Annotated in this window: 13 protein-coding genes and 2 pseudogenes; 2 read left to right on the top strand and 13 right to left on the bottom strand. The window is 70.9% G+C overall.

Annotation, left to right across the window (positions count from 1 at the left end; genetic code table 11):
* Positions 1 to 80: 80 nt before the first annotated feature.
* The 7 genes from OG251_RS31805 to OG251_RS31775 form a co-directional block, all read right to left on the bottom strand.
* Positions 81 to 989, bottom strand: coding sequence for a LysR family transcriptional regulator (locus OG251_RS31805; RefSeq protein WP_326680327.1), 909 nt, complete (start codon positions 987 to 989; stop codon positions 81 to 83).
* A gap of 205 nt (positions 990 to 1,194) precedes the next feature.
* A complete protein-coding gene (locus OG251_RS31800; protein ID WP_073719135.1) occupies positions 1,195 to 2,388 on the bottom strand; it encodes a glycine C-acetyltransferase in 1,194 nt (397 codons plus the stop codon).
* Between the two features lie 17 nt (positions 2,389 to 2,405).
* Positions 2,406 to 3,434, bottom strand: a complete 1,029-nt coding sequence (gene tdh / locus OG251_RS31795; RefSeq protein ID WP_326680326.1) for an L-threonine 3-dehydrogenase — start codon at positions 3,432 to 3,434, stop codon at positions 2,406 to 2,408.
* A gap of 239 nt (positions 3,435 to 3,673) precedes the next feature.
* Entirely contained in the window at positions 3,674 to 5,980 is a 2,307-nt protein-coding gene (locus OG251_RS31790) for a protein kinase domain-containing protein (RefSeq protein WP_326680325.1), read from the bottom strand.
* Between the two features lies 1 nt (position 5,981).
* A complete protein-coding gene (locus tag OG251_RS31785) occupies positions 5,982 to 8,282 on the bottom strand; it encodes a bifunctional serine/threonine-protein kinase/ABC transporter substrate-binding protein (protein WP_326680324.1) in 2,301 nt (766 codons plus the stop codon).
* A gap of 10 nt (positions 8,283 to 8,292) precedes the next feature.
* On the bottom strand, positions 8,293 to 9,126 hold the full coding sequence (locus OG251_RS31780) for a hypothetical protein (protein WP_326681480.1): 834 nt from the start codon (positions 9,124 to 9,126) through the stop codon (positions 8,293 to 8,295).
* 440 nt (positions 9,127 to 9,566) lie between these two features.
* Positions 9,567 to 10,412, bottom strand: a complete 846-nt coding sequence (locus tag OG251_RS31775; RefSeq protein ID WP_326680323.1) for an alpha/beta fold hydrolase — start codon at positions 10,410 to 10,412, stop codon at positions 9,567 to 9,569.
* A gap of 431 nt (positions 10,413 to 10,843) precedes the next feature.
* Here OG251_RS31775 and OG251_RS31770 point away from each other — a divergent pair, with 431 nt between their 5' ends.
* Positions 10,844 to 13,783 (top strand): family 16 glycoside hydrolase, encoded by a 2,940-nt coding sequence (locus OG251_RS31770; protein WP_326681479.1) that lies wholly within the window; start codon positions 10,844 to 10,846, stop codon positions 13,781 to 13,783.
* A 369-nt stretch (positions 13,784 to 14,152) separates the two neighbouring features.
* Positions 14,153 to 15,418: pseudogene (locus OG251_RS31765) on the top strand (MFS transporter); the annotation flags it as partial.
* Between the two features lie 58 nt (positions 15,419 to 15,476).
* Here OG251_RS31765 and OG251_RS31760 read toward each other — a convergent pair.
* From OG251_RS31760 to OG251_RS31735, 6 genes and pseudogenes are all read right to left on the bottom strand, one after another.
* A pseudogene (locus OG251_RS31760) lies at positions 15,477 to 15,578 on the bottom strand (hypothetical protein); the annotation flags it as partial.
* Between the two features lie 48 nt (positions 15,579 to 15,626).
* Complete coding sequence (locus tag OG251_RS31755; protein WP_326680322.1) at positions 15,627 to 15,794, bottom strand: hypothetical protein; 168 nt, start codon at positions 15,792 to 15,794, stop codon at positions 15,627 to 15,629.
* A gap of 156 nt (positions 15,795 to 15,950) precedes the next feature.
* Positions 15,951 to 17,468, bottom strand: coding sequence for an FAD/NAD(P)-binding protein (locus OG251_RS31750; protein WP_326680321.1), 1,518 nt, complete (start codon positions 17,466 to 17,468; stop codon positions 15,951 to 15,953).
* Between the two features lie 9 nt (positions 17,469 to 17,477).
* Complete coding sequence (locus OG251_RS31745; protein ID WP_326680320.1) at positions 17,478 to 18,305, bottom strand: methyltransferase domain-containing protein; 828 nt, start codon at positions 18,303 to 18,305, stop codon at positions 17,478 to 17,480.
* Entirely contained in the window at positions 18,302 to 19,570 is a 1,269-nt protein-coding gene (locus OG251_RS31740) for an ATP-grasp domain-containing protein (protein ID WP_326680319.1), read from the bottom strand. The genes OG251_RS31745 and OG251_RS31740 overlap by 4 nt, the downstream gene beginning before the upstream one ends.
* 420 nt (positions 19,571 to 19,990) lie before the next feature.
* Entirely contained in the window at positions 19,991 to 20,452 is a 462-nt protein-coding gene (locus OG251_RS31735) for an ATP-binding protein (protein WP_326680318.1), read from the bottom strand.
* Positions 20,453 to 20,560 lie beyond the last annotated feature (108 nt).

The raw sequence follows: 20,560 nt of genomic DNA, 5'->3' as shown, positions 1-20,560 counted from the left end.
GAAGCTGAAACGAAGGCGCACGGGCGCCGGGTGGGTCTGAGGTTCGGGCCCGCCCGGTGCACGGGTGTCCGCGACGACCTTCAGGCGTCCCGGACCGACACCGCTCCCAGCGCGTCCAGGACCGGGCTGATCAGTGGGTGTCCCTCCGCCCCCTGCCGTACCGCCGCGAAGACGCGTCGCGTCGGGGCGCTGCCCTGGACGGGGCGCACGACCACCCCGCTCAGCTCCGTCCCCCGCAGCGCGGACCTCGGGACGAGTGCCACTCCGGCGCCCGCCCCGGCCAGCGCGACCACCGCGCGGAAGTCGTCCGAGGAGTGTTCGAGCATCGGCTCGAAACCGGCGAACTCACAGGCCAGGACCACCACGTCGTGGCAGGGGTTGCCGGGGTACGGTCCGATCCAGGGGTCCTTCGCGAGGTCGGCGACCGCCACCTGTTCCTGACCGGCCAGCCGGTGCCCCAGGGGCAGCACCGCGTCGAACGGCTCCGAGTAGAGCGGCACCCGCGTCAGCCGCAGGTCGTCCTCGGCGGGCGCGCCCCGGTATTCGACGGCGACCGCCACATCCACCTGCCGGTCCAGCACCATCGGGACGCTCGCGTCGCCCTCGGCGTCCTGGACGCGGACCCGGATACCGGGGGCGGTGCGGGACAGTTCACGGAGCGCGGGGGCCAGGACCAGGCCGATGCCGGTGGCGAACGCGGCGACCGTGACCGTACCGGCGACACCCGCGCTGTACGCGGCGAGCTCCGCCTCGGCCCGCTCCAGCTGGGCCAGCACCGCGTTGGTGTGGGTCAGCAGGATCTCCCCCGGCGCGGTGAGCCGCGCACCGCGCGCACCGCGTTCGACGAGCCGGTGGCCGGTCTCCTGCTCCAGGGCGGCGAGCTGCTGGGAGACGGCCGAGGGCGTCAGATACAGCGCGGCGGCGGCCGCGGTCACCGTACGGTGGTCCGCCACCGCACGCAGGATTCGCAGCCGCCGTGCATCGATCATGCGCCTATTGTCCCAGGTCGCGTGGGACTTCCCGGACATCCCGAACCGGGGCCCGGGGCCCGGACGCCCCCGGGCCGGCGCGGTGGCCCGCGGTGAGGGGGGAAGCCCGGCGCGGGATCCCGGCCCGACGCCCGGACCACGGGCCCGGACCGGCGTCCCGGCCGTGGGCCCCGGCCCGGCCTCCCGGACCGAGGCTCCGGTACCGCTACTCGCCGAGCGCCGCCCGCGCGTCGACGAACGCGTCCACGGCACGGTTCACGTCGTCGGTGGAGTGCGCTGCCGAGAGCTGGACGCGGATGCGGGCCGCGCCGTCGGGGACGACCGGGTACGAGAACCCGATCACGTACACACCGCGCTCCAGGAGCAGTTCCGCCATCCGGCCTGCCTTCGCCGCGTCCCCGATCATGACGGGGGCGATGGCGTGGTCGCCGGGCAGGATGTCGAAGCCCTCCTCGGTCATCCGGGTACGGAAGAGCGCGGTGTTGGCGTTCAGCTGCTCGCGCAGGTCACCGGCGGACTCCAGCAGGTCGATGACCTTGAGGGAGGCGGCGGCGATGACCGGGGCGAGGGAGTTGGAGAAGAGGTACGGGCGCGAGCGCTGGCGCAGCAGCGCGACGATCTCGGCGCGGGCCGCGACATAGCCGCCGGACGCACCGCCGAGCGCCTTGCCGAGGGTGCCCGTGATGATGTCGACGCGGTCCATGACGCCGTGCAGTTCGGGGGTGCCGCGCCCGCCGGGTCCGACGAAGCCGACGGCGTGCGAGTCGTCGACCATCACCATGGCGTCGTAGCGGTCGGCCAGGTCGCAGATCTCGCGCAGCGGGGCGACGTATCCGTCCATGGAGAACACGCCGTCGGTGACGACGAGCCGGCGCCGGGCTCCGGACGCCTCCTTGAGCTGCTGCTCCAGGTCGGCCATGTCGCGGTTGGCGTAGCGGAAGCGCTTGGCCTTGGAGAGGCGGATGCCGTCGATGATCGAGGCGTGGTTGAGGGCGTCGGAGATGACCGCGTCCTCGGGGCCGAGCAGGGTCTCGAACACGCCGCCGTTGGCGTCGAAGCAGGAGGAGTAGAGGATCGTGTCCTCCTGGCCGAGGAACGACGACAGCCGCTGCTCCAGCTCCTTGTGGACCTCCTGGGTGCCGCAGATGAAGCGGACCGAGGCCAGCCCGTAGCCCCAGCGGTCCAGCGCCTCGTGGGCGGCGGCGACGACCTCGGGGTGGTCGGCGAGGCCCAGGTAGTTGTTGGCGCAGAAGTTGAGCACCTCACCGGGACGGCCGCCGGAGGTGACGGCCACGGTGGCGGACTGCGGGGTGCCGATCACGCGCTCGGGCTTGTGCAGCCCGGCGGCCCTGATCTCGTCGAGGGTGGTGCGCAGGTCGTCGCGTACGGAGTCGAACATGCGTGAATCCTTAGGGTTCAGGAGGTCCAGTCGAGGATGACCTTGCCGCCGAGACCGCTCGCGGCGTCGTCGAAGGCCGCTTCGAAGTCGCGGTAGTCGTACCGTCCGGTGATCACGGGGGCGAGGTCGAGACCGCCCTCCAGCAGTACGGACATGGCGTACCAGGTCTCGTACATCTCCCGGCCGTAGATGCCCTTGATCGTGATCATCGAGGTGACGACACGGGACCAGTCGACGGCGAACTCCTCGGACGGCAGTCCGAGCATGGCGATCCGGCCGCCGTGCGTCATGTTCGCGATCATGTCGCGCATCGCCTCGGGGCGGCCGGACATCTCCAGTCCGATGTCGAAGCCCTCCCGCAGCCCGAGGTGGCGCTGCCCGTCGGCGATGGTCTCCTCGCCGACGTTGAGGGCCAGGCTGACACCGACCTTGCGGGCCAGTTCCAGCCGGGCCTCGCTGACGTCGGTGATGACGACGTTGCGGGCGCCGGCGTGCCGGGCGACGGCCGCGGCCATGATCCCGATGGGGCCCGCGCCGGTGATGAGGACGTCCTCGCCGACCAGCGGGAAGGACAGCGCGGTGTGGACCGCGTTGCCGAACGGGTCGAAGATCGCGGCGATGTCCAGGTCGACGGGGACTCGGTGCACCCACACGTTGGCGGCGGGCAGTGCGACGTACTCGGCGAACGCCCCGTCGCGGCCGACGCCGAGCCCGAGGGTGGAGCGGCAGAGGTGGCGGCGTCCGGCGAGACAGTTGCGGCACTTCCCGCAGACCAGGTGGCCCTCGCCGCTGACCAGGTCGCCGACCTTGATGTCGGCGACATCGGCGCCGAGTTCGGCGACCTCGCCGACGAACTCGTGGCCCAGGACGAGCGGGGTGCGCACCGCCTGCTGCGCCCAGCCGTCGTAGGCCCGGATGTGCAGATCGGTGCCGCAGATGCCGGTACGCAGGACCTTGATGAGTACGTCGCCCGGGCCGATCTCCGGCTCCGGGACGTCCATCAGCCACAGACCGGGCTCGGCCTTCTGCTTCACGAGTGCCTTCACGGCTGCGGCTCCCTGCACGTGGTACGCGGTGGTGGATGCCCCGGGCCGGGGCGGCGTCGAGGCAGCCCGCGGCCCGGGGAAGTCGAGAGGGACGGCGGAGCGGCGCTGAGCCGGGCACGGACCGGGGCGCACGTGGGTGGCCACCGCACATCGCCCTGCCGCTGCCGTCACGGAGAAATCTGCCGCACCCCGCGCCTCAGGTCCATCGAGGTTTTCTTAAGCGCGGCCGCAGCTCCGCTTCACACCTCGCCGTAGGGGCCCAGGAACACGGGCCGCCCGGACGCGATCCGGTAGAGGAAGATCCCGTTGTCGAACCGCACCGCTCGGGTGTCGTGGAAGGACAGGGCACGGACGATGCCCCGGTACCGGGTGCGGAACAGCCGCTGGGCGATCCCGCCGCGGTCCGCTCCGGTGGCGCTGGTGGTCTCGGCGGCAGCGGCGATCAGTCCGACCGCGTCGTACGCCTCGGCGGACCAGATGGCGGGCGGCGCCCCGTAGCGCTTTTGGTGCGCGGCGGTGAACTTCTTCGCGGCGGGGAGCGCCAGGGGGTCGGCGTACGCCTCGGCGAAGACCCATCCTTCGGCGGCCTTCCCCGCCTTCTTCAGGAAGGCGGGAGCGAGGACGGGACCGGCGCTGACGCGGGTGCCGGTGAACCCGGCGGAGGTGAGGGCGGTGGCGCAGCGCGCCGCCCGGGTGGGTGAGCCGCCCGCGTACACCACGGCGTCCGCCTTCGCGCCGACGACCGCCCGGGCCGCCGGGCCGAAGCCCTGCCCGGCGGCGACGGTGCGGGTGGTGAGGGCGGCTCCCGCGACGGGTGCGTCGCTGAAGATCTGGCGGATGCCCCAGCTGCGCCGCGGGTCGTCCTCGTCGGCGATCAGGATGATCCGCTCGGCGGGGCGGGTGTGGATCAGGTAGCTGATGAGGCCGATGCCGAGGCTGTCGTCGAAGGGGCGGGTGACATACAGGACCGGGCTCGCGAAGAAATCGGCGGTGGTGGAGCCCGCCGCGACGACGACCATGGCCAGCCGTGCCTTCTTGTAGCGGGCGACGACGTCTTCGGCGGTGACGTCGGCACTGGGTCCGATGACCGCGAGGACGCGGGGATCGGCGGCCAGTCGGTCGGCCGCCCGGCGTGCTCGGGCCGCGTCCCCCGCGTCGTCCTCCGTGCGCAGGGCGAGCCGGAAGGGCGCGCCGGTACGGGAGTTGTGGTCGGCGACGGCGAGCTGGACGCCCCGCTGGTGCGCGAGGCCGGTGGCGCGGCCGGGTCCGGTGAGGTCGGCGTGCAGGCCGAGCGTGTACGTGGGGCGGTTCGCGGTCCTGGTCGACGGGCCGTTCACCTGGCCGCGCCGCCGGGCCATCCAGGCGGCGGTGCCACCGCCCGCGAGGAGGACGGCTCCGGCCGCCGAGGCGGCGAGCAGGCGCCGCCGCGAGGGGCCGGGTGCCGCCCCGGTGCCGGGCGCCACCGGGGCGGGCGGGGTCTCGGGGTCGGGCAGCGCGAGGGCGAGGGCCGCGCGCTCGGCGATCAGCGCGGGCAGCCCCGCCGGCATCCAGCGGTCCGCCTCCGCCGCCGGGTCCGGATGCGAAGGGTCCGGAGGGTCAGGATACGAAGGGTCCGGAGGGTCCGGAGGGTCCGGAGGGTCCGGAGGGTCCGGAGGGTCCGGAGGGTCCGGAGGGTCCGGAGGGTCCGGAGGGTCCGGATGCGAAGGGTCGGGATGCGCCTGTCCCGGGCGCGCCTGTCCCGGATACGCCTCGTCGGCCAGCGCCCGGTACACCTGGTCGGCGGTCGGCCGGGCGGACGGGTCCTTGGCCAGGCAGGCGGCGGTGAGGGCGCGCAGTCCGGGCGGCAGGCCCCGCAGGTCCGGTTCCTCGTGCACCGTACGGAACAGGACCCCCGCCGCCGCACCGTCGCCGAACGGGCGCCGCCCGGTGGCCGCGTACACCAGGACGCAGCCGAGCGAGAAGACGTCGCACGCCGGTCCGACGGGCCCGGCCGACGCCTGTTCGGGGGCGAGGTAGCCGGGCGTGCCGATCACCGCATCGGTCGCGGTGAGCGCGGTGGCACCCTCGTGGCGCGCGATGCCGAAGTCGATGAGCCGGGGCCCGTCGAGGGCGAGGAGCACATTGCCGGGTTTGACGTCGCGGTGGACGAGCCCCGCCCCGTGCACCGCGACGAGGGCCGCCGCGAGCCGGGCGCCGAGTGCCCGCACGGTGGCGGCGGGCAGGGCGCCCTGTGTCCCGATCGTCTCGGCGAGCGAGGGGCCGGGCACGAACGCGGTGGCCAGCCACGGTTCCCGGGCCTCCGTGTCGGCGCCGGTGACCGGCACCACCCATGGCCCGGTGATCCGCGCGGCGGCCTCGGCCTCGCGGCGGAAGCGGGCCCGGAAGCCGGGGTCGGCGGCGTGCTCGGCGCGGATCACCTTCACCGCGGCGAGCGCGCCGCCCGGCGATCTGGCCAGGTACACCACGCCCATGCCGCCCGCGCCGAGCCGGACCAGGGTGCGGTACTCGCCGATGACGCGCGGGTCGTCCGAGGTGAGCGGCTTCATGTCAGGTCGTGGGCTTCGGGGCCGCGCCGAGATAGCGGTAGCGGCCGTTCTCGACACGGTAGAGGTGGGCGTCCTGGCCCACCAGCGCCTGCCTCTTGTCGAAGGCGTAGGTGCGGGAGATTCCCTCGTACGGTGAGGCGGCGATCTCGGCGACGACAGCGGCCCGGCCGGGCCGCACGGGGCGGCGGGCTTCCGGCGAAGCGCCGGTGCTCCCCGACGCCTTCTTCCCTTCGGCCTCCTCCGGCTTCCCCGACGCCTGCTTCCCCTCGGTCCCCTCCGGCCCCTCGGTCCCGTCCGGCTTCCCCGTCGGCTTCCCCGTCGGCTTCCCCGTCGCCTTTCCTCCACGGGCGAGGGAGACCAGCGCCTGGGCCACGAGCCCGGCCACGTCGTACGCCTCGGCGGCCCACGGCGCGGGCTCGGCGCCGAAGCGCGCGCGGTGTGCGGCGGTGAACTCCTTGGCGGCGGGCGCCGACGCGTCCGTGTACGGGGAGATGAACTCCCACCCGGTGGCCGCGGCTCCGGCAGCCGCGAGGAAGTCCGGTCCCATGACGGTGTGCTGGGCGATGCACGGCCCCTTGAACGAGGTTCCGGCGAGCGCGACGGCCGTGCGGGCGGCTCCGGCCGCGTCACCCGCGTAGAAGATCGCGTCGCTCCTGTGCGCGACCATGTCCTCGATGACCGGCGCGAGGTCCCTCGTCCCGGCGGGCACCACGCGCGGATAGGTGGTCCCGGTGGTGAGGGTGGGGGTCATCAGGTTGGTCGCGTAACCCACCTGGTAGGCGGACTGCCCGCCGGAGCGGTCCATGAGCACACCGAGGCGCTCGACGTCGGGGCGCAGCAGGAGCCGGTTGACGATCGGCGCGGAGAGCGCCCCCCAGGACGGAGCGGCCTGGAAGAACGACTTCTTGGACCTGGGGGCGTACGCCATCGCCAGTGACGACACCGTGAGCACCGCCAGCATCGCCTCGTCGTAGGCGGGCAGCGCCGCTCCGGTCGCGGCGTCACCGGTCGGGCCGATCACCGCGAGCACGTCCGGGTCGCGTGCGAACAGCTCGGCGACGCGCGCCGAACGGGCGGCGTCCCCCCGGTCGTCCAGCGCCTTCACGATGAGCGTGAAGGGCTTGTTCCCGCGGGAGTTGAACCGCTCGACGGCGAGCCGGACGCCCCGTTCCTGGGCCTTCCCCCTCGCTGCTTGAGGGCCCGTCAGGTCGGCGTGCACGCCGATGATCCAGTCCCGCTCGCCGGACCCGCCCCGCTTCGGGGCGTCCTCGGTGTCCTCGCCCGCCACCTGTACGGCGGCGTAGGCGGTTCCGGCGAGACCCACCGCCGCGACGGAGGTGAGGAGGAGGAAACGCCGTCTGTCGGGACGGGCGGGCGCCACGGGCTCCTCGGCCACGGTGGCGTCGATGTCCGGCAGTGCGAGCATCGCGGCGGACCGGTCGGCGATCAGCCGTACGACGTCCTCGGGCAGCCACTCGACCGACCCGCCCGGTACGTCCTCGGCGATGCGCGCGTCGAGCTGTGCCGCCGTCGGCCGCTCCCCCGGGTCCTTGGCCAGACAGGCGGTCAGCAGGGTGCGCAGTTCGGCGTCGTCGATCCCGCCGAGGTCCGGTCGGTCGTGCACGGTGCGGTAGAGCAGGGCGTCCACGGCCCCGCTGCCGAACGGGGGCCGCCCGGTGGCCGCGTACGCGAGGAGGCAGCCGAGCGAGAAGACGTCACTGGCGGGTCCGGCGGTGGTGCCGCCCCCGGTGGCCTGCTCGGGCGAGAGGAAGCCGGGGGTGCCGACCACGAGGTCGGTGGTGGTCAGCGCGGTGGCGTCGGCGGCCCGCGCGATACCGAAGTCGATGAGGCGGGGACCGTCGGCGGTGAGCAGGACATTGCCCGGCTTCACATCGCGGTGGACAAGTCCGGCCTCGTGTACGGCGGTCAGGGCGCGGGAGAGCAGCCGGCCGAGCACCCTGACGCTGCGGGCGGGCAGCGGTCCGCGCCGCGCCACGGCGTCCGAGAGCGCGGGTCCCGGCACGAACGCCGTTGCCAGCCACGGGCGTTCGCCCTCGGTCTCCGCTCCGGTGACCGGGACCGCCCACGGACTGTGCACACTGCGGGCCGCCGCGACCTCGCGGCGGAAGCGGGTACGGAAGTCGTCGTCCCCGGCGTACTCGGGCAGGATCACCTTGATGGCGGCGAGCGCCCCCGCTTCCGTACGCCCCAGGTAGACGACGCCCATGCCGCCCGCTCCGAGGCGGCCCAGGAGCCGGTGCCCGCCGATGTGCGACGGGTCCGACGGCCTCAGTTCGTCCATCAGGGGTGCCTCAGCTCTGCTTCTCGATGGCGGATTCGAGCCGGACCAGCATGGCGGCCTGCGCCTGGGTGACCAGGTCTTCCAGCTCCTTGTCGGTGCGCCCCTTCGCCCCCTTGCCGGTCACCGCGACGGTGAACTGAAGGGTCTGCGCCTGCTGCCAGGCATAGGGGTGCGGTCCGCCGAGCTCCTCGCTCTGGAACTGTCCCGTCTCGGCCAGCGAATCCTCGGAGTTGCTCTGCGTGCTCTCGCCCTGGAGCAGCGCGGCGGAGATCATCGAGCCGATGAGTTCCCCTTGCCGCAACTGCTGGGTGGGGCAGCGCATCGTCTCCTCCAGGGACTCGGCCATCTCCCACTCCGCGTCCTGCCGGGTGCGGTGCACGGTGACGACGGCCGCCAGCCGGACCGGTCCCCTGCCCTTCGCCGCGGGCACCTCGAAATTGCGGGTGACGGTGGCCAGGACGTTGCGCGCGGGCTTCTGCTGCGCCCAGACGCAGTCGGCCCCCAGGACGGGCCAGGTGGCCGGGTCGCTCTCGTACGGGCTCCGCTTCACCACTCCGGGGCCGAAGCTGTCGGGCTCGGCGATGACCTTGTCGATGAGGGCGAGGGCGGCGCTCCGGTTCTTCGGCAGCCTGGCCGGGTCGGCGTCGACGAGTGCGGAGGAGGGCGCGGGTCCGGATGAGGGGGCGGACGGTGAGCCGGATGCCGATCCGGACGGTGAATCGGCGGCCGATCCGGACGGTGAGCCGGATGCCGGTGAGCCGGATGCCGGTGTGCCCGATGAGCCCTTCCCCTGCGCGTCCGACTCAGCGCCGCCGCCGGAACACCCTGCCAGCAGCAGGGGCAGAAGCAACAGGGGAGCTCCGTACCGGAATCTGTGTAACGGACCGTGAAATATCACGAGTTACCACCCTCACCTCATCGACACCGCAGCGATCATACGATCGCTTGGCGGCGTCGTCCGGGGTGGTACCGAACTGTTGCACCATCAGGACTCGGATACAGGGACGTTACGGAAACAGGACGCCTCCGGGCCCGCGAAGGCGTTGACGTCGGCCGGAAGCCGGGCCCGCGCGGGCGTCCACCGGAAGCCGGGACAGCCGGAAGCCAGGACAGCCGGAGCCGGGACGGCCGGGGTCGGTCCGGACCCGCCCGGCGCCCGCCCGAAGCCGGGACAGCCGAATGCCGGAACGGCCGGGATCGGTCCGGACCCGCGCGGCGCCCGCCCGAAGCCGGGACAGCCGATCCGGGCCCGCTTCGGGCGACGCCCGGAAGCCGGGACAGCGTCTACGCTCCGCCGTCACCCTCCAGGAACGCCCGGATGTGCGCGGCGAGTACGACGGGCTGATCCTCCGGAATGAGCGTGTAGCTGTCGGCCACCTCCACCAGCCTCCCCTGTGGGAGGAGGTCCGCCAGCCGCCGCCCGTGCTCCGGCGGCATGACCTTGTCCTCGGCCGCCCATACGACGAGGGCGGGCCGGTCGAACGTGCGCAACGCCTCGGCCCAGCGCAGGAGTTCCGCCTTGGGTGGCACTCCGAGGACGTAGGTGCGCAGGTCGCGCCGGATCTCCCGCGACGACCACAGCGGACGGAACCAGGCGTCCATCACCTCTTGCGGAACGGGCCGCTTGGTCATCCATCCCCAGGTGACGGGCAGCCGCCGCATCGGCGTGAGCTTCAGCAGGGCGAAGGCGGCCATCAGACCTCCGGGCACCTTGGCCGCGGCGTACAGATTGCCGCCGGGCAGTCCGGGCGGGAAGTTGTCGAACGCCTCGCAGGACGTGATGACCAGCTTCCCGATCCGCCGGTCCCGTCCGTCCGCGACGAGGGCCTGTGCCCCGCCCCAGTCGCTCATGACCAGGGTGACGTCCTGGAGTTCGAGTGCGTCGAGGAACTCCGCGACGATCCGGGCCACCCCGAGGACCGACAGGTCGGCGTCGGGGCGCATGGGCCTGCGGTGACCGCCGAGAGGGAGGGTCGGCACGACGCACCGGAAGCCGGAGCGGAGTTCGCCGACGACATGGCGCCACAGCGAGCCGTCCATGGCGACGCCGTGCAGAAGGACCACCACCGGCCCGTCGCCACCCGTGTCCTCGTACTCCACCACACCCGCGGAAAGCAGCACTTCGGTCATGGCCCCAACCTAGGGCCTCCGCTTCCCTCCCCGCACTTCTCCCACCCGGACTTTGAACACTGTGGTGACAAAGCATGGACGGCACGAGCAGAAGCCTCCTACTCTGTCCGGCGCAACCGTCGGAGTTTCGCTCAGGTACGGCGCCACAGGAACGCACTGATCGAACGATCACCCGGACGCTCACGGGTGACCCGCACCCATCGCCACTACACGCTCCTCGTCCCGGGGGGCCAGGAGGCAGGATGAATCCACGGCTGTACCAACGCTTGCGCAGTCGCCTGACGGGGCTGCTCGTCCTCTCGTTCCTCGTCGGCGGCTTCGCCTCGTCGCCCGCCGCCGCCGACGGGCCATCGGTCACCGGTGGCATGTCATCGGCCGCGTCCGACATGTCGTCGACCGCCGGTGACATGTCACCGATGACCGCGACCGGCATGTCACCGGTGACCGCCCACGCGTCACCGGCCACCGCCGAACCTGCGGTCCCGGCCGAGCTCCCGCCGCAGGAACCCGGTGTCACACTGCGCGTCTTCGACGTACAGGTACCGCTCGGCAAGTTGTGCGACATCAAGACCGGACAGACCCCGAACGTCGACAAGCTGATGCCGACGATCGACTGGAGCGCGGCCGGGGACTTCGGCTTCGAGGACCGCTTCGTCACCCAGGTGACCGGCAACATCGACGTCCCGCAGACCGGCGCGTACACCTTCCGGCTGACCAGCGACGACGGATCACGGCTGCTCATCGACGGCAGCCCGGTCATCGATCACGACGGTCTGCACGGCGCGGACCCCAAGGACGGCACGGTCACCCTGGAGGCGGGCCACCACTCGCTGCGCATCGATCACTTCGACCGCACCGGTGGGCAGCAGATCACCCTGGCGTGGAAGCCACCGGGCGCCGCGGACTTCGCGGTCGTACCGAACGCGGTACTGAGCACGGACGCCGACGTCGTACGGGTCACGGCACCGGGCCGCAAGGAGTGCGAGGGCGTCCTCGACTCACCGGGCGACGGGCTGCCCCTGAACGCGGTGCACCCGGACTACACCCTCACCGATCTCCGCCCCCCTGGCTTCGAGCCGCAGGTCACCGCCATGGACTGGCTGCCGGACGGCCGGCTGGCCGTGACCACCTGGGGCGGCAGCACCAACACCGCGGGCGAGGTCCATCTCCTCGACAACGTGCGGGGGAACACCGACCCCGGCAAGGTGACGACCAAGAAGATCATCGGCGGCCTCAAGGAGCCGATGGGCATCAAGGCCGTCGACGGCAAGCTGTATGTGTCCCAGAAGCACGAGCTGACCGAGCTGAGCGACACCGACGGCGACGACGTCATCGACGAGCGGCGGACCGTCGCGACATGGCCCTACGGCGGAAACTTCCATGAGTTCGCCTTCGGACTGCTCTACAAGAAGGGCTTCTTCTACCTCAACCTGTCGGTCGCCATCAACTACGGCGGCGCGACGACCGATCCCCAGCCGGCGAAGAACCGCGGCTCCACGATCAAGGTGAACCGGAAGACCGGTGAGGTGTCATACATCGCCGGTGGCCTGCGTACCCCCAACGGCATCGGGTGGGGGCCGAAGGGCGACATGTTCGTCCTGGACAACCAGGGCGGCTGGCTGCCGTCGTCGAAGCTCCTCCACATCAAGCAGGACCGCTTCTTCAACCACTACACCAACCCGCAGGGCCCGTTCGACGCGAAGCCGGTGACCAAGCCGGTGCTGTGGCTGCCGCAGAACGAGATAGCGAACTCGCCCAGCACCCCGCTCCAGCTGACCGAGGGGAGGTTCGCCGGGCAGATGCTCTTCGGTGACGTGACGTACGGAGGCATCCAGCGCGCGTACCTGGAGAAGGTCAAGGGCGAGTACCAGGGTGCCGTCTTCCGCTTCACCCAGGGCCTGGAAGCCGGGGTCAACCGGATCAGCATGGGCCCGGACGGCGCGATCTACGCCGGTGGCCTGGGCGCGGGCGGCAACTGGGGCCAGGAGGGCAAGCTGACGTACGGGCTCCAGAAGCTCTCGCCCAGCGGCGACAGGGCGTTCGACATCCTGGCCATGCGGGCGAAGCCGGGCGGGTTCGAGCTGGAGTACACCCAGCCGCTCTCGGAGGAGACGGCGGCCAAGCTGGCCGCCGGCTACCGGGTCCAGCAGTGGCACTACGTACCGACGCCGGGTTACGGCGGTCCCAAGGCGGGCGAGGAGACCCTGTCCGTACGGTCGGCCACCCTGTCGCCGGACCGCAAGAAGGTCACCCTCGACATCCCCGGCCTGAAGTCCAACCGCGTGGTGCACATACGCTCCCCCCGCCCCTTCAGCTCGGTGAGCGGCGAGCCCCTGTGGAGCACGGAGGCGTGGTACACGCTCAACTCCCTCCCCGGCAAGCAGCCTCCGGCCACCCAGTACGAGGCGGAGGAGGCGACGCTGACGGGCGGAGCCGGCTTCAACACCGACCACCCCGGCTACTCGGGCAGTGGATTCGTCGACAAGTACGGCGCCGAGGGGGCGTCGACCACCTTCGAGGTCGACGCGGCGAAGGCCGGGACGTACGACGTCGGCCTGCGCTACTCCAACGGGCCGAACCCCTTCACCGGCACCAAGAGCCTGAGCGTGTACGTCAACGGCGCCAAGGTCCGGCAGACGAGCCTGCTGTCCACCGTCGACTGGGACACCTGGTCGACGCGGAACGAACCGCTGCCCCTGCGCGCCGGAAGGAACACCGTCACCTACCGGTACGACGGTGGCGACACCGGCCATGTCAACCTCGACCTGATCACCGTCCACCCCAAGGGCGCCCGCATCCCCCTGTTCGTCGGATCGGACCGGGCGGCCTGGCAGCACCCGGACGGCCGGGCGGCGGGGTGGCCGGTGACCGGTGACGGATCGATGGAGGTCTCCGGCGGCGACATCCGCACGAAGCAGGGATTCCAGGACTTCAGGGCGCACGTCGAATTCTGGCTCCCGAACCTCCCGCCGGACGTCACCGGTCAGAACCGCGCCAACAGCGGCGTGTACCTCCAGGAGCGGTACGAGGTCCAGATCCTCGACTCGTACGGTGACACCACTCCCGCCGACAACGAGGCCGGGGCGATCTACACGAAGAAGGCCCCGGACGTGAACGCCGCGACGGCGCCGGAGACCTGGCAGACGTACGACATCACCTTCCGCGCGGCCCGATTCGACGCGGAGGGCAAGAAGACCGCCGATGCCCGCGTCACCGTGGTGTGGAACGGCGAGAAGGTGCACGACGACGTGGCGGTCGACGGGACGACGGGCGGCGGCGCGGCCGAAGGTCCGACGGCGGGGGCGATCCGCCTCCAGGACCACGGCAGCAAGGTGCGCTACCGCAATGTCTGGGTGGAGCCGCTGACGTAACCCTGCGGAACGCACCCGGGCCCGTCACACCTGAAATGTCACGTGTGATGCCCCGCCAGGCCCGTCACACGTGACATTTCACGTGTGACGGGCCGTCGCCGTAAACGGCTTCTCCCCCGGACGGCCGCTGGGTAGCCTGCGGAGCGGAACAGAACATGGCCCCCGAGGAGCTGAGATGCCCGGTTACCCGAGCGCGCGTTGACGTTCTAGGCCGCGACCGGCCTGTCATCGCGTGCTGCCCTTGATCTGCGGCACAGCGAACCTCCCCGCCCCACGTATCGGCGTGCGTGCACGGACCCATCCGGCATGCGCCGAGTGGCGGGCTTCTTCGTTCAGCTCTTTCAGCAGCTCAAGGGGTCCCCTGTGCCTGTGCCTTCCAGCTCTCCCTCCAGCTCTCCTGCCCGCCCCGGCCTGTGGCGCGATGCCGACTTCCGCAGACTCTGGGCCGGCCAGACCGCCTCACAGCTCGGGGCGCAAGCCGCTCAGGTCACGCTGCCGCTCGTGGCCGTGGTGGCGCTCAACGCCGATGCCGGCCAACTCGGAGCGCTGCGCGCGGTGCAGCAGGTGCCGATCCTGCTGTTCTCGCTCTTCGTCGGCGTGTGGGTGGACCGGCGGCGGTCCCGCAACGTGATGGTGTGGGCGGACTTCGGCCGCGCGGTGCTGCCCGCCGCCCTTCCGGTCGCCTGGCTGCTGGGCGTGCTCGGGATTCCGTTGCTGCTCATCGTCGCGTTCCTCGTCGGCGTACTCACGGTGTTCTTCGATGTGGCCTACCAGGCGTCGCTCGTACGTCTGGTGGAGCGCGACCGGTTGATGCAGGGCAACAGCGCGCTTGAGGGCAGCAGATCAGCGGCGCAGATCGGTGGCCCCGCGCTCGGCGGCGCGATGGTGTCTCTGCTCTCGGCACCGTTCGCCGTCCTGGCGAGCACGTTCTTCTTCGTCCTGTCGTTCCTCTCGATCAAGCGGATCCGGCGCCCCGAACCCCTGACTCACCACGTCAAGCGTCCTGCGCGCGTAGGGCGGCAGATCCGGGAGGGGCTCCAGTTCGTCGTCCAAGACGCCTCGTTGCGGTCCGTGGGCATGTGCTCGGCAGGTTTCCAGTTCTTCTTCGCGGGCCTGATGACGGTCTATCTGCTCTTCCTGTCCCACACGCTGCACCTGCCGGGTTCGTCCGTGGGCCTGGTGCTCGCGGCGATGGGACCGGGTGCGCTCCTGGGTTCGGTCCTGGCCGCCAGGCTGCCTGCGAGGTTCGGCTACGGCATGGTCCTGGTCTCCTCGGCCGCGCTCGGCGACGGCGTGATGCTGTGCGTACCCGCACTGAGCGGCTCGTCTCCCGCGACGGTCCCTCTGCTCATGGCGGTCAACTTCGTCTTCGGCGTGTTCAGTCAGCTGGTCGATGTCACGGTCACGGCCGTTCGGCAGGCCATCACGCCGGTCCGGATGCAGGGACGCGTCGTCGCGACGATCGATTTCGTCGGCATGGGACTGACCCCGCTCGGCTCACTGCTCGGCGGCTTTCTGTCCGCCCGGTGGGGATTGCGTACCGGCCTGCTGGTGACCGCCATCGGACTGCTTGTGTCCCCCCTCCTGATGGCCTTCTCCCCGCTCGCCCGCCTGGGCAAGGAACTGCCGGAGCCGCACGCCATTCGGTCAGGTGAAGCAGGAGGTCGGCGTCCTGAGCGGCGGCGATCGGGTCATCGGCGTAGTCGAGTGCGGGATGGAGCTTGCGGGCGCTGTCCAGGGCCTTGGGGTCGCTGGCGGTGACGCTGGCGCCGAGCTCGTGGAGCTTCTGGGCCACGGCGAGGGCGGGCGAGTCCCGGATGTCGTCGGTCCCCTCCGGGGCCGGTCAGCCCGCCCCGAACAGCGGTGCCAGTACCAGGAGTGTGAGCATGGCGAGGACGATCAGGGCCCAGCCGAGGGGGCCCGTGGTACGTCGTCCCGACCGACGCCCCTGAACGTACTCCGGAACCGGAACCGTCAGTGCGGCCCCGCTGTCCCGCTGGTCACCGACCATGGCCGCGACCTCCTCGTTCCCTGTCCGAGCCTGATCCGGGGACCAGTCTGACAGGGCCCGCACGGTCGCGGGCCACGGGGAACGGGTTCTTCGGTCCCCTATGGGTATGAGTGGGCGGTGCGGCGCGAGTTCGTGGGGACAGGCCGAATCGTGCGCTCAGGAGGTAAGCAGACCTGGTGGGGCCGATGCCACGCCGGTGGAGGAATCGGTGGCGATCGCCGCGGCGATCGCTTCGCTGCGCCATACGAGCATCGGTACGCCGGACATGTAGTAGTGGGTGCCGCTCGTGAGGTGGCCCAGGGCGAGAAGCGACCGCTGGGGCCTACCGCCCCGGTCGACGAGCCGTCCGGTTTCCGGCTGTACGCGCAGGCCACCGTCCGGGTGCCGTTGTCCGCACCCGTTGCGGGTCAGCGAGTCCATCAGTTCATGGGGCGTGGCTGGGTGGGCCGTCGGTGCCGCGGTTGCGGCGGCGATCACGAAGTCGGCCTCCACCGTGCGATGTTGCGCTGTGACCAGGAACCCCTGCTTCGCGGGCGTGACCTTCTCAAGGCCGCGTAGGACTTGCAACCGACCGTTGTCGGCCAGCTCAAGGAGTGTGCCGGCGGTCGCGGCGGGCATGGGGGACGTGAAGCTGGTCCACAGTCGGTGGTAGCGGCGGAAGAACTGCTGCCGATCGCTGGGGGGCAGAGTCGGCCACCAATGGTGCACGGTGGTGATCAGAGCCCAGGTGGTGACCTGGAGCCAGTCGACGTCCCGTACGTGTTCCCGGTCGGTGAGTTGTCGGCGTACACGGCTCAACCCCCAGTCCGCCATGGATGTCTCGGCGGCGATCTGCCCCGGCGTGGCCCCGGCGCGAAGTGCCTCTGTCCGGGCCAGAGCGGCCACCATGGACAGCCGAAGAGGTGAGGACGAGCGCTCAAGCCGGTCCCGGACGATCTCCGGAGTCATCACCGTCGGCCGCCCGACCTGTCGTGGTCGGCGCACGGCGGCCAGGATGCCGTCCCGCGAAAGCAGTGTGATCGTCCCCTGATGTCCTTGGGCCCGCAGTCCCAGGACGGCGTCGACAGCGGTGAGCCCGCAGCCGATGACGGCCACGGAGGCCGACGGATGAATGGTGTCAAGAGTGGACGCCACGGGATAGGGCCGCGTGATGTAGGACGGGTGACCAGCGAGTCCGTAGGGGTCGTAACCGGACGGGTCTCCGACGCACAGCACCGCGTAGTCGCACGGGACGGTGGCCCCGTCCTCCAGGCCCACCAGTGCCTTGTCACCGTCGGGCGCGACGCTCACGACGCGTCGGCGCAGCCATGTGACACGCCAGGCGGCACCCGTCAGGTCGTCCAGGGTCCGGGAGAGGGTTTCCTCCAGGTAGCGGCCGTAGACATGCCGCGGTGGAAAGGTTTCCTGCGTCCACAGGTTGGGAGCACCGCTCCCGTCGTGGTGACGGGCGACCCAGCGCTGTGCGTGCTCCGGATCGTTCGGGTCCAGCGTCATCATGCCGGGTGGGGCGTTCACCACGATCTCGTCACGGTCCATCCGGTACGCGCTGCCGCGCCACAGCTGGTCCGAGGGCTCCACGATCACGAGGTCGACGTTCCGGGAACCGAGTGCGCGGGCGAGCGCCATGACGAGACATGCCGCGGCCGTGCCCCCGCCCACAATGCAGATACGCATGCGCAGCTCCTAGGCTCTCGGGGGCGCCGTACGGGCGGACGGCGCCCTGCGAGCCAGCGCGAAGCGGTAGGTGATGCTGCCGACGAACCCTTCGTCCTGTGCCCTGCGTCGCGCTTCGTCCTTCAGCGAGCGGGCCAGGTCCTTGCCGATCATCCCGCTGTCGAGCATCGTGTCCACGCCTCGGTCGATGATGGTGTACGCGTAGGCCGGGTGCGCGGCTGTGTAGACATGGGCACCTGCCTGCGTGAGCTGGAAGCCCGCCGTCTCCAGCAGGCGCGGGAGGGATCGCAGGTCGTGCGTGTTCACGACGTACTGTGCACGCCAGGCGGCCACGCAAGCGTTCAGCGGATCGTGCGGGCCCAGCGAGAAGTCCGTCGATGCGTAGTCGCCGTCGAGTACGGCTATCTGTCCTCCCTGGCGGCACACCCTGTGTGCCTCTTGGAGCACCGAGCGGATGTCCGGAGTGTGGCTGAGCAGCGTGTACATGAGGACCAGCGGGAACGACTCGTCGGCGAACGGCAGCCGATGCGCGTCGGCTGCCAGGAGCCTGAGGTTCTCCGCTGTTCCGTTCGATCGGCGAGCCATCCTCAACAGGTCGACGCTGTGGTCGATGCCGACGACTGTGGCGGTACGCGCCCGGTCGCAGAGGTCGGTGAGCAGTTCACCGGAACCACAGCCGATCTCCAGCAGCGGCCCGGCGGTGACATCGACGGACGTGAGGAAGCGCTGCAGCATCCGGTACTGATCCGGGTCCTGCCTGCGGGAGTGCAGTACTGATGCGACCTGCTGTGTGGTCTCGCTGTCACACGTGGCCAGCGAGGAGAACACGTCGTTCATCTACAGCCACTTCCCGTGGTCGGTGCAGGCGTGACGCGGAACAGGGCCCCTTCGTCCTCCAGTCTGCTCAGCGCCTCAAGAGACTGCCGGACCACGGCCTCCTCGGGATGGACGAAGTAGACGATCCCCGTCTTGCCCTTGGTCAGGGTGCTCTTCCGGATCGCTTGCCCGACGCACGGCAGTCCCTGCACGCTGTGGAAACCCGGGAGCCGACGTACGGATGACAGTCCTGGCACCGCCGCAAGGACTCCGGACTCCCAGCAACGTACGAACGCCTTGCCCATCACCTGCGGCGGGGCGTAGGTGTGGGAGAAACGGGCCTTGAACGAGGCCGGGTCGCCGAGACTCTCCGCCAGTAGGTGCTGCTGGCTGCTGCCGAACGCGGCGAAATACGGATCGGGGTGGAGCACCGGCCCCAGGATGCGCGCATTGACCTCGATGAGGCGCGGGCCGTCGGAGGTGAGGCGCACGTCCGCATTGGCGGCACCGTGGCGAATGCCCAGAGCGTCCAGGCAGTCGAGGGTGTAGGACACCACGTCCCGCTCGGCTGCCCCAAGGCTCGGGCAGCTGACGTTGTACCGGCGCACCGGAAGGCCGTCGAGCTCCTCGATGACATTTCGTGCCACCTCACACACCACATGCCGGCCGTCCAGACTCACCGTCGTCACCACGTACTGCTCGCCCGGCAGATACTCCTGTACGAAGATCTTGTCGTTCGACAGGCCCACGAGGTTCATCTGTTGGTGGATGTCCAGGAAGTGGGCCACCGCCGCTGTTTCCGTCCAGCACACCCTGCAGCCGTCGCTGCCGGAGCTCTGGCTGGGCTTCACGACCACAGGAAGCCCAAGGCGCCGCAGTGCCCTGGTCAGGTCGTCCACCGTTCCCACCACGGCCTGCCCCGCGCAGGGCACGCCGGCCCTGCGTAGGGCTTCGCCCATCAATGCCTTGTCCCGCCGCGCGGCGGCCGTATCGTCCTCGTTGCGCGGCAGGCCCAGTGCCTCCGCAAGGTCATGGGCCAACGCGACGCCGAACTCGCTGCCGGGAACGACGTGCCGGACACCCCGCCGGCGCAGTGCGGCTACCGTGTCCGCCATGTTTTCGCTCGTGATCAGAACAGGCGCGCTCGCGTCGCTTCCGGCTGTTCCTGAGAAGCGTTTCTGGTAGACGTGTACGCGGTCCTGGCCACGTTCCCTGAGGGCGGAGGAGAGGAAGACGCCGCTGGAAAGGGGGTCGACCAAAGCGATCATGGTGGTCCTCTTGCTCACGAGGGTGATGGAAGCGCTGTTCGCCTCAGCGGTGGCTACCCAGGCGGGGTGTGTCGGTGGTCCTTTCCTAGGTGACGCGGCATCAGCCCCACTCGACCGCAGCAGATCACAGGCTAGGAAGGCTGGAAGAGGCCGATTCGGCAAAGCGTCCAACAAGCCATGGAACAGACCGGAAACGCTCCCTTGACTTTCGATCCTGCCGTTGGCGAGAAGGCCCTCGCCCTTTACAACACGCCTGATTCGACAGGGAAGTGACCGCGGATCGCGGCCGGACATCATTGACGCGTCGGCGTGCGAGGGCAAGGGCGGCTTGCTTGGGAGCCTTGCCCTCCTTCGTCTTCCGGTCGTCGTACGCCTTCGGCACGGGGCAGAAGAGCAGGGCGAGACGGGCAAAGCGGAACGAGGAACGGGCAACGGGCGTCAGTACAGCAGGTCCAGTTCCGCGCGGACCGTCTTGCCGGGCGGGACGCGGTCGATCACCTCCCACCGGTCGGCCAGCGCCTCGACCAGGATCAGCCCTCGGCCCGTGTCCGCGTCGGCCGAGGGCGGCGCGAGGTGTCCGGGGCCCGGCGGGCGGCGTTCGCCCCGGGTGTCGGAGACCTCGATCCGCGGGGTGCTGCGGGCGGGCCCGGACGGGGCGAGGGTCAGCGTCACCTCGAAGTCACGGCCGGGCACCCGGCCGTGAGTCGCGGCTTTGGCCGCCGGCTCGGCGACCAGCAGGGCCGCGGTGTCGGATACGTCACCGGCGTACGGGATTCCCCAACTGTCCAGCGCCTCAAGGGCCAGGCGCCGGGCCAGGCGGGCCCCTCGCGGGGTGGAGCTGAAGCGCTGGGTGAACTCACGAGCGGTCACCGAGTGGGGGGTGGTCGGGGCTGCTTCCATGCCAGGAGCGTGGCGCCACGACGCCCTGTTTCACCAGATCGGAAGGGCGTACGCGAGGTCGGCGTACGAGTACGGCCGCGGTACACCGAGGGGCGGATGACAGCGTAC

Origin of the sequence: Streptomyces sp. NBC_01237 (genome assembly GCF_035917275.1) — a bacterium.
GTDB lineage: Bacteria > Actinomycetota > Actinomycetes > Streptomycetales > Streptomycetaceae > Streptomyces.
This window is presented reverse-complemented; position numbering and strand designations above follow the sequence as displayed.